Below are 15475 nucleotides of genomic sequence, written 5' to 3'. Positions count from 1 at the left end.
TTTTGTTTTAAAAATTAACTCTAAAGCTCACGTTCGGGGTTAGGCTTAAGGAAGCATTATTTATTTGAATGGTAGCATTAGAATCGTTTGGGTTTACTTTATAATAACGATTTATTATGTTTTTAGTATCAGTGATATTAATTACACCAATCTTTAAAGAGGCATTAGTTGATTGGTAAATATTAAACTTATAACTTAAAGACGCATCCAATCGTTTAAACTCATCAAGGTTTTTGCTATTGGGTGTATCGTAGTTTACATAGGTCGTATTTCCTGATTGAACAGTTTCATTACCTTCTACTGGCGATGTATAGGGTCGTCCAGAACGCCAAACACCTCCAACCGATATTTTTAAGTTTTCCAAAATATCATAGTTAAATCCTAAGGAAATGGAATGTCTAATATCTACATTGTTTGGAAATACCGATGGCGTGAAAGTTTCAAACTTATAGTCATTAATTGAATACGTATAACTTACCCATGTACTAAAATTATTGGTTGTTTTATTAGCTAAAAATTCCAGACCTTTCACGGTATAATCACCAATGGCATTGATGTATTGAAAGTTATTATAAAACCCTTGATTGCTTGCCGTAATACCTTCAACCGTTTTATAAAACCCAGTAACATCCATGCTTAAATTATTTTGATTGAACTCAAGCCCAAAAGATCCTTGTTTGCTTTCTGAAATCGGTATATTTCTATCGTTTGGATCAGATGAATTTTTCTCGTTGGCCAAAATCCATCGCCTGTTTTCAACGCCTAAAAAATCATCTTGGAAATCAATTATTTGTGTTGCCGATTGGTTTTTAAATTCGCCCTCTAATTTTACAGCTAATTGATTTGATAACTTTTGCCTTAGATTCAATCTAGGTTCTATTAATAACTTTTTAAATTTCTGAAAATAATTGGCCCTCACTCCAATTCTAAAAAAAGTACCAGCTCGTTTATACTCCGCTTGTGTATACAAGGCATGATTTAACAATACATCTTTTTTAGTTTTATCGTATGAGGGACTTGATACCGATGTATTATTTAGTATCCCTGTTTCATTAAATTGATAACCGTTTAAAAGGGTTAAAAAATCAGTTAGTTTGTAATAAGTGTTAAGCTTAAAACCAGTTTCCAATACTTCGTTTTTCTGGGTGAGCAACTGGTCCGATTCAATTCTATAATCATTGGCATCTACATTGTATTTTGAATAATACGTAGTAAAATGGGTCCTTAATTTAGGACTCCAATTAGCCATCCAATGACCGCCAAATCCCATGTTTTTTTGAGCTAAATTGCTTGACTTAGATTCGGTTTCACTACTGTTGGTGATACGCTCATAATAATCTAAGTTATTATCAATACCAATAACATTAGCTCTAAATTTATGATGGTCGTTTAAATCGAATAACACTTTAGCCGTGTAATCATAAAACACAAAATCTGATGTTGTGGTTTGGTTTTCTATAGGCTCGTCGTTGGTTTTTATATCACTATCCTGAAAACTTCTATCAAAATAATTATCATACGTTGGTGTACCAAAAACATCTGTAATAGATCTTCGACCAGAAATATGAAGTTCTATTTTTCTGGTAATAGGGATTTCTAAAAAAGCATCGGCACTTATTAAGTTCGCACCTGCCCCACCGGAAAATTTACCCGTTAACTCGTTTTTAGTAAACATGTTGATAGTGCTTGACACACCATCACTAAACTCACTACTTGTACCGTTTTTAGTTACAATAACCTTATTGGTAAGATTGGGGTTATAAGCCGAAATCAACCCAAAAAAATGCCCAGAATGATACATTTTAATCCCATCCCAAAACATCAGGTTTTGGTCGTTAGTACCACCTCTCACATTAATATTAGCAATACTCTCATCGGCACTTTCAACTCCTGGAAGCACCTGTATGGATTGCAAAATATCGGGATCTGTTAAACCTGGTAAAATCCCAAATGCTTTTGTATTTAAAACCGTACTTCCATCCAATAGCTTTTGAAAACCTGTGGTTAAGAACTTGGTTATAAGGACTTGGTTTAATTCTTCTTTATTTTCAACTAAAAGAATTTGTTTGCAATTATTGGCTTCTGAAAAGAATTGTTTTGCATTTAATTCTTGACTTTTATACCCGAGATACGAAATAGTAATAATGGCATTTAGAGGCACTTCATCCAACTGAAAGTTGCCACCTTCATTAGTAATTACGCCTTTATTAGTATTATTAATGGCTACGGAAGCTCCAAATAATGCTTCTTTTTCTTCTGAAGCAAACACAAAACCACAGATAGAAATGGTTTTTTCTATAACAGATACGGTAATATACCTGTTATCTAAAGTTTTAAAATTTAATAAGGTTTTAGAATTAAGATATGCTATGGTTTCTTGCAGGTCAAACTCAGGTGCTGGCTGCTCAACAAACACATGAACAACATCATCAAAAGCATACGAAAACTTGACATCAAATTTTTGTTCTATTGCCTCTATTATTTCCGTAAGCGGTTTTTTGTTTGAATTATTTTGGGCAAAACAGAAATTAACGACAAATAGAACTATGTAAATAATACATTTATTATTTTTCATATTTGTACACCGTTACTTGATTACCTTCTATTCGATAACTTAGTTTTAAAGGAATAGTGATTGATTGCAATGCTATATTTTTGTCTTTATGGGTAAAAGTACCTGTGAATAATTGAGAAGCATCCACTTCTTTTAAAGACACATTTAGATCATACTGTCTTTCAAATTCGGCTATTACTTGACTTAATGGAATCTTTTCAAAACTGGTCTCAGCTTGCATCCAAGAGGGGTTTTCCGCGTTAAAATCATTCACTTCCTGAATACTTCCATTTAGAACCCTAAACGTTTTTCCTTTAGGAAGTTTTACCGTTTCGTCTTTAAAAGTAACACTCACCAAGCCTTCATAACATTGCACTTCAAAATAATTGTCACGTTCCTTTACATTAAACTGGGTACCTAAAACCTGAACCGTTCCTATATCGGTTGTTACGGTAAACTTTTTTCCTTTACTTACTTTAAAAAAGGCTTCACCATCTAACTCCAGGTTTCGTTTATCTTTCCAAGTTTTTTTGTTGTATTTTAATTTTGATGCGGCATTTAAAATGACTTCGGAATTATCGGGTAACGTTAAAGTTTCATTTTGTGCAATTTGGGTTTCAAAAGACACATTATTATTAAAAAACAGGAAGTAAGACGATGCAAGCATCACCACCAACACAGCAGCTATTCTTAAAAAAGCTCTAAAATTAAGAGGAATTACTTTAGGCTCTTTTTTAGCAAGCTTTCTTTCTTTAAAAGCTGCCAATGCTTTTTGCGCATCTACCTGAGGCACTTGCATTTGTTTGGCATAAAAAGCTATTTTCTCAAGGGTTTCAACATTTTCAGATTGTTTTAAATCTTGAATTTGCTCCTTGCTAAGCTCGTTATCAAACCACTTTAATATGTTATTTTCGTTTTCCATTTCTTTACGCTTCAAATACAAGACAACTTATACTATTTTTACCCTACCCCGCCGTTGTTAAATATTTTCAATATGTTCTCGCAATATTTTTAAAGCTCCAGACATTCTTTTCTCTACAGCTTTCTGGGAAACATCTAATAAATCAGCAATTTCCCTATATTTCTTACCTTCTATTCTATTTAATAAAAACACTTCGCGTTGCGATTCAGTTAATAATGAGATGGCATCTTGTAACTTCTTTTTAAATTCTTCTTCTTCAAAAATATATTCAGGGCTTTCGTTTGTTTTATCTAAATAAGGTGCTGCTTTGGCATATTCCAAAACGACCTTATTATGTTTAACCGTGTTTAAAAACAAATTATTAATGGTAGTAAATAAATAGGTCTTAGCTTTTGTGAAATCTATTTTAGAACAATTTTCCCAAATTTTAGAAAAGGCATCCTGCACAAAATCCAAAGCACCATCTTTATCACCACATTTATAATAGGCAAAATTACTTGCCGATTGCACATGCTCTAAATAAAAAGTATTAAAATAAGTTTCTTCACAAAGTTTATTCTCATCCATTTATATAGGTTTTTTGAGGCTTTAAAAATAAAGATTTCTACAAAAGTAGGGTAAAAATAGTTTAAGTTGTCTTAATGATGTAAGATAACATAGGTTAATAATTGTGAAACAAGATTCCATTTATAAAATAGTAAAAAACACTATAATCGTAATTTTAACTTTATATATTTTAGCTATGGTATACCTAAATTTAAAAATGACGTTTAAAATATGGTAGGGTAAAATAAAATGTAGTTGTCTTACTAAAACAAAGGCGAAAAGATCGCTATGAAAAAGAAAATATTAAAACCCAAAAAAATTATTATCATGAAAAATTTAAGATTTATTACAAGTTTAGCTTTAACAGCCTTATTAACTTTTACATCATGTCAAGATGAAATTGATAGTGAGAATGGGCAAAACCCAAACACCAATAATTCAAATTCTGAAACTGCGAGCAACCTAGAGCGTAGTTCTATGTATGATGGAAGTTTTGACGACTTTTTAGATGGCGCATCTTGTTCATCTATATTATTACCTGTTGTTGCAACGGTAAATGGCACCGAAGTGAGCATTATAAGTCAATCTGATTATCAAATTGTTTTAAATATTTTAGGTGAGCTTATTAATGATGATGACACCGTGACACTGGAATTCCCTTTTAGTGTGCGATTAAGTAATTACACCGAAGTGGTTGTTACAAATCAAGGAGAATACGATGCTATTATTGATGCCTGTGAAACTGCTGAAGCTGCCGGAGAAGATGCTATTTCTTGTTTAGACATCAATTTCCCCATAACAATTTTAACCTATAGTTTAAGTTTGGAGCAAACCGGAAGTGTGGTTATTGAAACCGAACAACAATTATATGCGTATATGAATGATATGGACAACACAGAATTATTTGCAATAAACTATCCTATTACCGCTACTTTATCAGATAGCACAACGGTAACACTAACTAGCGATTTAGATTTACAAGCTAGCATTGAAGATTGTTTAGGTATTGAAGATGCTGAAGATGAAGCAGAAGACCAAGCAAATAACTTAGAAACTATTTTAGTTGAAGGAAGCTTTAAAGTACAATCATTTGTAAATGCTGGCATCGACAAAACTTCCGACTACGCTAATTACGCTATAGATTTCGCAAACGATTTATCGTGTGTAGCAGAAGATAAAGTGAATGCACTAGCAAATGATATAGAAGGTACCTATGAAGTAGCCTCTGAAACTGAAGTGTATTTAGACCTGACTTTTACAGGTAATGCCACATTTAGTTTATTAAATAACACATGGGAAGTAACCAGTTTTAGTAACACATCCATTTCATTAAAAAGCACGACAAATGCTGCAGTAACATTGGTTTTGTCCCAAATTTAGTACCTACTTGATTTTTGGTTGGTTGCCATAGTGTTTATGGTGAAGCAGCTGTCGGGAAACTGACAGCTGCTTATTTTAAAAAGAGAAAAAAGAAAAAAAGAAGAGAGAAAAGAAAAGAGAAGCAAGAAACTTTAAAACTTAGAAACTTTTAAACTTTGCAACTTTGCAACTTTGCAACTTTGCAACTTAAAAAAAACAAATGAAAAAAATAATAACATTGCTATTGGTTTTTGGCTTTTTGGTTTCTTGTTCAAAAGAAGACACCGCTGATAACGAAAACGCAACCAACACTAAATTAGCTAATCAAAAAAACACGGGAAGCTCTTCAAACGATTTACTATCAGATACTACTTTTAAAAGTATGGTCATTGAATTGGTTTATGTTGAAGGTTTTGAACCCACCCAAAGCAGCATCAATAACTTTGTTAGTTTTTTAGAAACAAGAACGTTTAAACCTCATGGCATTACTGTTGAAAAAAGAGCCATTGCTTCTCCCGGAAACGCCCCATACACAAATCAAGAAATCATTACCATAGAAGATGCTAACCGTACTAAATACAACACAAGCAGTCAAATAGCCGTTTGGGCCTTTTTTGCAGATGGCGAATCTGCAAACAATACCGATTCGGGCATGGTTTTAGGAACGGCCTATAGAAACACGTCATTTGTAATTTATGAAGAAACTATTCAAGATTTAAGTAATAGCCCATTTGAACCCAACCGAACTATTTTAGAAACAACTGTAATCTCCCATGAATTTGGTCATATTTTAGGGCTCACCAATTTAGGGGCAAACATGGTAGACAATCATGAAGACACCGAACACGCTAAGCATTGTAATGTTGAAAGCTGCTTAATGCACTGGTCTGTCGAAAGCGGCGCTGGTTTAGATAATTTAATTGGTGCAAATTCCGCACCTGAGTTAGATGCCCAATGCATTGCCGATTTACAGGCGAATGGTGGTAAATAAAATAAATTTATAATTGATGGATTATAGATTATGGATTATGGATTCAAGAGCCAAGAGCCAAGAAACTTTGAAACCTCATAACCTCATAACCCCATAACCTTATAACTTCATAACCTTATAACTTCATAACCTTATAACTCTAAAAACAAACAGATGAAAACAATTTTCAAAATAGTATGTATCCTTACAATCGCATTAACATCAAATGCACAAACACAAAAATCCAACGCAGGACTTAAAGGTGGTTATAATTTGGCTGCAGTAAGTTTTGATGGTGAAACCGAAACCGGACAAAGACATTCGTTTCATATTGGTTTTTATGGCGAATCGTTTTTATCGGAAAGCGTGGCTCTGCAAGTAGAACTACTATACTCTCAACAGGGTTATGAATTAAAAGATAATGGGGGCACTTTCACCCAAAAATTAGACTATGTAAACATGCCATTAATGCTAAAACTTTACCCAGACGAAGCATTCTTTTTAGAAGTGGGTCCTCAAGTAGGATTAGCAGTCTCTCACAAAGAAGAATTTGATAGCAGTTTTGGATTATTTGATACCTCTCAAGAATTCGACCCACAAAATTTTGATTGGGGCATGAACTTTGGCGCTGGTTTTAAAACGGAATCTGGCGTGTCCTTAGGTGTTAGATACCATTTAGGGTTAGGTAGTGTTTACGATGAAGGCAATCCTAAAAACCGTGTTTGGCAATTCTCTATTGGGTTCGATTTTTAATCAATAGATAGATATAAAAAAATGCCGCTTCCATTGAAACGGCATTTTTTTATATAATTTAGAATTTTAATAAAAAATTTCTTGAAACAGACTATCCTCGAGGCAGAGCCATAGAGGTATTTCGCCTGTTTCATTTTTGACCTCAGGGTCAAAAACCGAAATTTTGTATTTTACCTCACCCAGAACTTGCCTTTTCGGGCAGTTCTGACCTCTCCTCCAAAGGAGAGGTGAATTGGACACCCCGAGGCTGAGCCTTCGGGGAATTATTTAGATTTAAGCATCAATTTTAGCATAAACAGCATTCTTTTCAATAAAATCCCTACGAGGTGGCACTTCATCACCCATAAGCATCGAGAAGATTCTATCGGCCTCCGTACCGTTATCTATTTGAACTAAACGCATGGTTCTAAACTCAGGATTCATAGTGGTATCCCAAAGTTGCTCTGCATTCATTTCTCCAAGACCTTTATAACGTTGGATGCTTACACTGCCTCCCATCTCTTCAGCTATAGTATCACGCTCTTTATCACTCCAAGCATATGCTTTTTTATTTCCTTTTTTAACTAAATATAAAGGAGGCGTTGCAATATAAATATGACCGTTCTCTATTAATTCTTTCATATATCTAAAGAAGAATGTCAATATTAAAGTTGCAATATGGCTACCATCAATATCGGCATCACACATAATAACAACTTTATGGTAACGCAATTTAGAAAGGTTAAGTGCTTTACTATCTTCTTCCGTTCCGATGGTTACACCTAAAGCTGTAAAGATGTTTTTAATCTCTTCGTTTTCAAATACTTTGTGAACCATGGCTTTTTCAACATTCAAGATTTTTCCACGAAGCGGAAGAATTGCTTGAAATGCTCTATCACGACCTTGTTTTGCAGTTCCACCTGCCGAATCTCCCTCTACAAGAAATACTTCACATTTTGAAGGATCTTGTTCCGAACAGTCACTTAATTTACCAGGCAAACCACCAATACTCATAACGGTTTTACGCTGAACCATCTCACGTGCTTTTTGAGCTGCATGACGCGCTTGTGCCGCCAATATCACTTTTTGCACAATGATTTTAGCATCGTCTGGATGTTCTTCCAAATAATCGGTCAGCATTTCAGAAACGGCCTGACTTACCGAAGCAGACACTTCTCGGTTTCCTAATTTGGTTTTGGTTTGTCCTTCAAATTGTGGTTCTTGAACTTTTACCGAAATGATGGCGGTCAAACCTTCACGGAAATCATCACCGGCAATTTCGAATTTTAAATTTTTAAGTAAGCCAGATTCGTCTGCATACTTCTTTAAAGTCATCGTTAACCCACGGCGGAATCCAGACAAATGCGTCCCACCTTCATGTGTATTAATATTGTTTACATACGAGTGCAAGTTTTCGGCATACGAGGTGTTATAAACCATCGCAACTTCAACAGGAACCCCGTTTTTCTCGCCTTCAAACGCAATAACGTCTTTCATTAAAGGCTCTCTATTGCCATCTAAAAACTTGATAAACTCTTTTAAACCTTCTTCAGAATAAAACGTTTCTCCTTCAAAAGAACCATCTTCTTTAGTCGCTCTTTTATCAACTAAATGAATGGTAATACCTTTATTTAAATAAGCCAACTCACGCATTCTACTCGCTAAAGTATCATAACTATACTCTAGGGTTTGTGTAAAAATAGTTCCGTCAGGCTTAAAAGTAACGGTCGTTCCTCTTTTATCGGTTTCACCAATTTGTTTAACAGGATACATGGCTTTACCACGCTCGTATTCTTGCTCGTAAATTTTTCCGTCTCTGTAAACTGTAGCTCGTAAATGTTCAGACAAAGCATTCACACAACTCACCCCTACGCCATGCAAACCACCAGATACTTTATAGGAATCTTTATCAAACTTACCTCCTGCTCCAATTTTAGTCATAACAACCTCTAGAGCCGAAACACCTTCTTTTTTATGTAAATCTACGGGGATACCACGACCATCATCTTCGGTGGTTATCGAATTATCTTCATTAATTATTACCGTAATATTATTACAATGCCCAGCGAGTGCTTCATCAATCGAATTATCAACAACCTCATAAACTAAATGGTGCAGTCCTCTTGTACCAACATCTCCAATGTACATAGACGGACGCATACGTACATGCTCCATGCCTTCTAACGCCTGAATACTGTCTGCTGAATAATTGTGCTTATTAAATTCTTCCTTCATTTATTGTTATCTTTTTAATTAAAATTCATAAAAAAAATGACACTTGCGCATCATTTCAGGATACTTACAAATATACAAAACCACACTGCTTTTTTAAAGTTTTTTATCGATTATAAATTGAAATTATCAACATTTGTTAATTACTTAAAAGTGTCTTAAATCGTCTAAAAAGTGCCTTAAAATCGATTTTAGCTGATTTCGCCCTCTTCAAACAAACCAAAAAACCAAAAGCGGCTTAAAACCTAAATTTCGATATGTATTTTGACTTTATTTCACCTTACCCGGAACTGCCTTTTGGGCAGTTTTGACCTCTCCTTGAGGAGAGATTAAAGCGGGCACGAGCAAACCGAACTGCGAAACAAGCCCCGAGGAATTCTTTAAATTAAAAAAGTGTTTTTTATTGACCCTTTAATAATTTCCCAACAAAATTCAAACAGTCTCTTAAGTATTAATTAAACTCAGATATATTTAAGGAACTTTCAATTTATCCTCATTTTTTTTACTAATTTGACAATATAAAATAGGATATAAGAAAAAATAGTGCTTGATATATTATTTCTGTATATATTTGGTGTGTAAAAAACCATATAATGACAATTAATAACAATAATAATTTCAATAATCCTAATTTTTAGGGTCGGAAGGTTATTGTTTGAAAATATATAAAGCCTTCCAAATACGGAAGGCTTTTTTTAATCTAAAAAAGGTAAGACATGAGTAAAATTATGACAGTCGACATATTGTCGAGTATTAAAGGAGCACAGCCCAGCGAGGCGGTGAACAAATTATTTGATGTGATTAAAAATGCACAACCTACAAATAATAACTCTTTTAATAATAATCATAATAATGCCGTGTCGTTAAACGATTTAAGAGACGATGTCGTGATTGAAAGTTCTGCCATTGAGAAACAAATCATTATCGAAAACTTCCCCAAAAAAAAGAATGGCTATTTGGTAGTTTCTAAAGTTATAGAAGAATAATTATGGACTCTCAAATAAAACAACTTCATCAGCAATTGATGAATAAGGAAATTTCTTGCACAGCGTTAATCCAAGAAAAATTAGATCTACTAAAGGCCAACACCAACAACACCGTTAACACTTTGTTAGATTCTTTAGCATTAGAATTAGCTACTAAAGTAGATACCAAAATAGCAAACGGAGAACCTATTGGTCTATTGGAGGGCATTCCTTTTGGGATTAAAGACGTGTATATGCTGCAAGGCACTTACACAACGGCGAGCTCTCAGTTATTAAAAAATTATAAATCGGCTTACACAGCAACAGCCATTCAAAAATTATTGGATGCTGGTGCGATTCCTATTGTCAAAGAGAATTGTGATAGTTTTGGTCATGGCTCTTCGAGTGAAAATACCATTTTCGGTGCTGTGAAAAACGCTATCAACCCCAATTTGGTGGGTGGTGGTTCCAGTGGTGGATCCGCTGTGAATGTCGCTAAAGATTACACTGTATTTTCCATTGGTGGCGACACCGGAGGTTCGGTGCGTCAACCTGCAGGCTACAACCATGTGTATGGTTTAAAACCGACTTACGGGCGTATTTCGCGTTACGGTTTGATGGCGTATGCATCATCAACAGATTGTGTGGGCCCTATCGCCAAATCGGTTGAGGATATCCGTATCGTATTGAACGTGATGAGTGGCAAAGACGTTAAAGACCAAACCACTTACGCTTCCTCGGAAATTACAAAAGAAACCATTTCAAATGCTGAAGGCATTAAAACCGTTGGCTATTTCAAGAACTTTATTGAAAATGAAGCGATTGATTCTAAAATCAAAGCTGATTTTTTAGATGCTATAGAAAAAATAAAAGCCAAAGGTATTGTTGTTAAGGAACTTGATTTCTTTAAATCCGATATTTTAGTTTCGACTTATTACACCTTGGCAATGGCCGAAACGGCTTCTAACTTATCACGATTGGATGGCAGCAATTACGGCCATCGTATTGAGGATAAAAACCTAAAGGAATCGTATGCCATTACACGTTCTGAAAACTTTTCAGAAGAAACAAAACGCCGTATTGTTGGTGGCAACCAAGTATTGTCTCAAGGATTTTCAGATGAAATTTATTTAAAAGGATTGGCTTTACGCGATGCTATTTCCGAAAATTTTGAAAATGATTTTAAGGAAGTCGATATCATCATATCGCCTGTAACACCAAGCACACCACCAAAAATTGGTGATAGTTTAAAAGATCCGCTTGCCATGTATTTAAGCGATGCTTACACCGTTGGGTTTAGTTTAGGGCAATTACCAACCTTAACTGTACCACAAGGCACGGAAACTGGCTTGCAAATAACGGCAGCAAAAAATAATGACGAACTTGTTTTGAAGTTTGCTAACTTCTTAAAAGACACGATATAATGGAATTGGAGCAATTAGACGCGGCATTAAAAGCCCACGAGTTAGAATTAGTTATCGGACTGGAAACACACGTTCGACTAAACACAAAAACCAAGTTGTTCTGTTCTTGTCCGAATCAAGAAATAGACACCCCAAACCAAAACATCTGTTCTGTTTGTACGGGGCAAATGGGCGTTTTGCCTGCCATCAATAAAGAAGCGATTACCAAAGCTATTTATTTTGGAAAAGCAGTAAAATCATCTTTTGAAAATGAAGTGATTTCTTGGGATAGAAAGCATTATGAATATCCGGACAACCCAAAGAATATTCAAATCACACAGTTTCACAACCCGATTATTCCAGACGGGCAAGTGTCCTGTTTTAGAAATGATGGCAGCCAGTTTACGGTCAATTTAACCCAAGTTCATATTGAGGAAGATGCTGCCAAATTGATGCACGAAAAAACCGTATCGTTAGTCGATTTTAACAAAGCTGGCGTACCACTTATTGAAATTGTTACCGAACCTTGTATTCGCCATATCGAAGATGCTTCCATTTATGCCCAATACATTCAACGTATTGTTCAAAATTTAAAAATAAGTGAAGCCAATCTTGAAAAAGGTGAGTTTAAATCGGATGTTTCGGTATCACTTCGCAAAAAACACAGTTACGCTTTAAACCCACGTACCGAAATTAAAAACTTAAATTCGTTTAAGTTTATGGTCGATGCTTTAAAGGAGGAAGTTGAAAAACAATTCAACTATTATATTGAGCACAAAGAATTCAGACCTGACCAAACCACGGTTTTGTGGGATGCCGACTTAAAGCAAACCAAAACCATGCGTAAAAAGGAATTTGAAGCTGATTACCGTTTCATTTCTGAACCCGATTTGCCGTTTGTAAATATTAAAAGTGCCGTTGAAGCCATTCACGTGGATACCAAAACGCTTCCCTTTGCTGTGGAATCCATTTTGATAAATGGCGGCGTATTGCCACAGGATGCTAAATTCTTTACGGCAGACTCGTTACGTTCCGAAACCTTCGTGGCTATTAATAATGAATTGAATGACGCCTCGTTTGTTGCTAAAACCTTGTCAAACAACATAAAACCTGAAGCGTATTCACAAATTGAAAACATTCAAGATTTTATTGCTGTTTTCAAATTATTTAAAGAGGAAAAAATAACGGTTGTATTGGTTCAAAATGCCATAAAATCGTTGTTGGCTGACGCTCATTTTGATTATAAAACCTATTTTGAAGACAACAGTATTTCCGAAGAAAAAATCCAGGATGCCATTGCCAAAGTCATTTCAGAAAATGAAGCCATAGCCAATGACATTAAAGCCGGAAACCAAGGGAAATCGGGTATTTTAGTTGGAAAAGTGATTGAAATTATTGGTAAAGGCGCGTCTGGAAAAGTAGTGCGTGAAGGTATTTTGAAGATGCTTGCTGGAGATGACCGAAGACCGATGACCGATGACGGAAGTACAACTCAACAACAAACAACTCCACAACAAACAACAACCAACCAACAACCAACAACCAAAGAAGAAATTCTACCTCAAATTCCCATCGTCATAAAAGAGGAATACCGAACGCATGTAATCACTGCTATTTCTGAAACTAATATTTCCGAGAAAGTAACCTTTTCAGGTTGGGTTTCCAGTGTTCGCGATCATGGTGAATTGATATTTATAGATTTACGGGATTCTAGTACCGAAGTTTTCCAAGTACGCTTAAGTAGGGAATCGTTCCCTAATTTGGATGAACTGGTGAAGTTAAAACCAGAATCGGTTATTACTGTTACCGGAACCATCGTGCAACGTAAGGAAGATGACTATAATGCTGCCTTAAGAACCGGAACCATAGAAATGGAAGCTTACGAACTCGATATTTTAAACCTATCGAGAACGCTGCCTTTTGAAATAAAACGTGCGACAAAGACCAATGAAAACACTCGTTTTCAATATAAGTTTTTAGACCACAGAAATGATGATGTGCGTCGCGTTATTGTCAACCGTCATAAGGTTATCAAATTACTGCGTGATATTTTAGATGAGGAGCATTTCTTGGAAATTGAAACCCCTATTTTAAGTGCAGGAACCGATGAAGGGGCTCGCGAATTTATTGTACCAACACGTAAGCAATCCGGGGCATTTTATACCTTGCCACAAGCACCCCAGCAGTTTAAACAAATGTTGATGGTGAGTGGTTACGAAAAGTATTTCCAAATTGCACGCTGCTTTAGGGATGAAGATTCCCGTGGTGACCGCCAACCGGAATTCACCCAATTGGACATGGAATTGGCGTATGCCAGCATGCAGCAAATCATCGATTTAAACACCAAAATGTTTAATGAAGTGGTGACGAAAATATATGGCAACAAATGGATTTTACGTCCGTTTGAAGTGATTACCTACCAAGATGCCATGGATTTTTATGGTTGCGACAGACCCGATTTGCGTTTTGGCTTAAAACTTCAAACCATTACAGACATTGTAAAAGATACGACCTTCCAAGTATTCAGCAAGCCTATTGAAGAAGGCGGTATTGTAAAATGTATTAAGGTCTCTGCTGAAGAACAAGGCAACAAGCGTTTATCGAAAGGGCAAATTGAAAAATTAACAGGCATTGCACAACAGCACGGTTTGGGTGGTTTGGCTTATATCATTGTAAATGAAACCGATTTACAATCGCCAATTATTAAATTTTTAGGTGAAGATATTGCTGCAGGTATTATAAAAGCAACCAACGCTCAGGTGGGTGATATTGTGTTTTTCTCGGCTGCCGATTATGCCACAGCAAATAAAGCTCTGGATGCGGTTCGTCAGGAACTTGGTAAGATGTTGCATTTAATTAATGCGAAAGAATTACGTCCGGCTTGGGTGATTGATTTCCCTATGTTTGAAAAAACGGATGAAGGTCGTTGGACCTTTACCCACAACCCTTTCTCGATGCCAGCAGTTTATGATATCGATAAACACATGAATGGCAAAGAGGAAGAAATAGGAAGCATCATTGCCCAACAATACGATTTGATATTGAATGGTTACGAAATTGGTGGTGGTTCGGTACGTGCCCACAAACCGGAAATTTTGGAAGCTACTTATAAAAACATGGGCTACAGCAAAGAGGAGATGCTAAAAAGCGTTGGCACCATGTATAAAGCCTTCCATTATGGAGCACCTCCACATGGTGGTATTGCTTGGGGTGTAGACCGTTTGATGATGATTTTAGAGAAAAAAGCATCGATTCGTGAAGTGATGGCATTCCCAAAAACAGGCACCAGTGAGGATTTATTATTTGGCGCGCCTTCTATACTTTCTGATAAAAAGATTGAGGAAATGAATGTTAGGGTTATTAAGAAATAAGATAAAAGACGATAGATAAAAGACTAGAGACAGAGAAAAATAGATGTATGAAATCCCGATAGGTTGCTGTCGGGATTTTTTATTTTCGTAGGAAATATTGATTATATTTACTTGGATATTAAAAACAAAGTTGATTTTTACAATAAGAATATTGATGGAATCATTACAAAAATAAAAAGAACACGCGGAACAAAAGTTTATTATGCCGAATCGGATTTCTTTTATTTGGAACAATTGGAAGATAAATTACTAAAAATTGGTGATTCTATCAGTAAAAAAACAAATTCGGAATTAGCTGTTTATGAAAAAATAGAAAACAAACATTATATTTATCTGACTAAAATAAAAGTTCTGAAACCTCAAAGCAGCTACTTTAAATTTTTCTTCAGGCTTTAAGAGAAAATTAAACCAACAGGTAACA

At 35.4% G+C, this 15475-nt stretch carries 11 protein-coding genes; 7 read left to right on the top strand and 4 right to left on the bottom strand.

Going from position 1 to position 15475, the window contains the following annotated elements:
- Positions 1-7 precede the first annotated feature (7 nt).
- Genes CJ739_RS11435 through CJ739_RS11425 form a run of 3 tightly spaced genes read right to left on the bottom strand, consistent with a single transcriptional unit; the run spans position 8 to position 4043 of the window.
- Complete coding sequence (locus CJ739_RS11435; protein WP_117175397.1) at positions 8-2575, bottom strand: TonB-dependent receptor; 2568 nt, start codon at positions 2573-2575, stop codon at positions 8-10.
- Positions 2565-3476, bottom strand: a complete 912-nt coding sequence (locus CJ739_RS11430) for a FecR family protein (RefSeq protein WP_117175395.1) — start codon at positions 3474-3476, stop codon at positions 2565-2567. The genes CJ739_RS11435 and CJ739_RS11430 overlap by 11 nt, the downstream gene beginning before the upstream one ends.
- Before the next feature lie 57 nt (positions 3477-3533).
- Entirely contained in the window at positions 3534-4043 is a 510-nt protein-coding gene (locus CJ739_RS11425) for an RNA polymerase sigma factor (RefSeq protein ID WP_117175393.1), read from the bottom strand.
- 306 nt (positions 4044-4349) lie between these two features.
- Between CJ739_RS11425 and CJ739_RS11420 the strand changes: the two genes are divergently transcribed.
- The 3 genes from CJ739_RS11420 to CJ739_RS11410 all read left to right on the top strand — a co-directional run bounded on the left by CJ739_RS11420 (position 4350) and on the right by CJ739_RS11410 (position 7104).
- A complete protein-coding gene (locus CJ739_RS11420; protein ID WP_117178924.1) occupies positions 4350-5402 on the top strand; it encodes a hypothetical protein in 1053 nt (350 codons plus the stop codon).
- 199 nt (positions 5403-5601) lie between these two features.
- Positions 5602-6372, top strand: a complete 771-nt coding sequence (locus CJ739_RS11415) for a zinc metalloprotease (RefSeq protein WP_117175391.1) — start codon at positions 5602-5604, stop codon at positions 6370-6372.
- A gap of 153 nt (positions 6373-6525) precedes the next feature.
- On the top strand, positions 6526-7104 hold the full coding sequence (locus tag CJ739_RS11410; RefSeq protein ID WP_117175389.1) for a porin family protein: 579 nt from the start codon (positions 6526-6528) through the stop codon (positions 7102-7104).
- A gap of 273 nt (positions 7105-7377) precedes the next feature.
- Here the strand turns inward: CJ739_RS11410 and gyrB are convergent, their stop codons facing one another.
- Entirely contained in the window at positions 7378-9318 is a 1941-nt protein-coding gene (gene gyrB, locus CJ739_RS11405; RefSeq protein WP_117175387.1) for a DNA topoisomerase (ATP-hydrolyzing) subunit B, read from the bottom strand.
- 713 nt (positions 9319-10031) lie between these two features.
- Here gyrB and CJ739_RS11400 point away from each other — a divergent pair.
- The 4 genes from CJ739_RS11400 to CJ739_RS11385 all read left to right on the top strand — a co-directional run bounded on the left by CJ739_RS11400 (position 10032) and on the right by CJ739_RS11385 (position 15450).
- Positions 10032-10301 (top strand): Asp-tRNA(Asn)/Glu-tRNA(Gln) amidotransferase subunit GatC, encoded by a 270-nt coding sequence (locus CJ739_RS11400; protein WP_205419357.1) that lies wholly within the window; start codon positions 10032-10034, stop codon positions 10299-10301.
- 2 nt (positions 10302-10303) lie between these two features.
- Positions 10304-11704 (top strand): amidase family protein, encoded by a 1401-nt coding sequence (locus CJ739_RS11395; protein ID WP_117175385.1) that lies wholly within the window; start codon positions 10304-10306, stop codon positions 11702-11704.
- Positions 11704-15054: a bifunctional amidotransferase subunit GatB/aspartate--tRNA ligase AspS gene (gene gatB/aspS, locus CJ739_RS11390; RefSeq protein ID WP_117175383.1), complete on the top strand. Its 3351-nt coding sequence runs from the start codon at positions 11704-11706 to the stop codon at positions 15052-15054. Before CJ739_RS11395 ends, gatB/aspS begins: the two co-directional genes overlap by 1 nt.
- 111 nt (positions 15055-15165) lie before the next feature.
- Positions 15166-15450, top strand: a complete 285-nt coding sequence (locus CJ739_RS11385) for a hypothetical protein (RefSeq protein WP_117175381.1) — start codon at positions 15166-15168, stop codon at positions 15448-15450.
- Positions 15451-15475: the final 25 nt, after the last annotated feature.

This window comes from Mariniflexile sp. TRM1-10 (genome assembly GCF_003425985.1).
GTDB lineage: Bacteria > Bacteroidota > Bacteroidia > Flavobacteriales > Flavobacteriaceae > Mariniflexile.
This window is presented reverse-complemented; position numbering and strand designations above follow the sequence as displayed.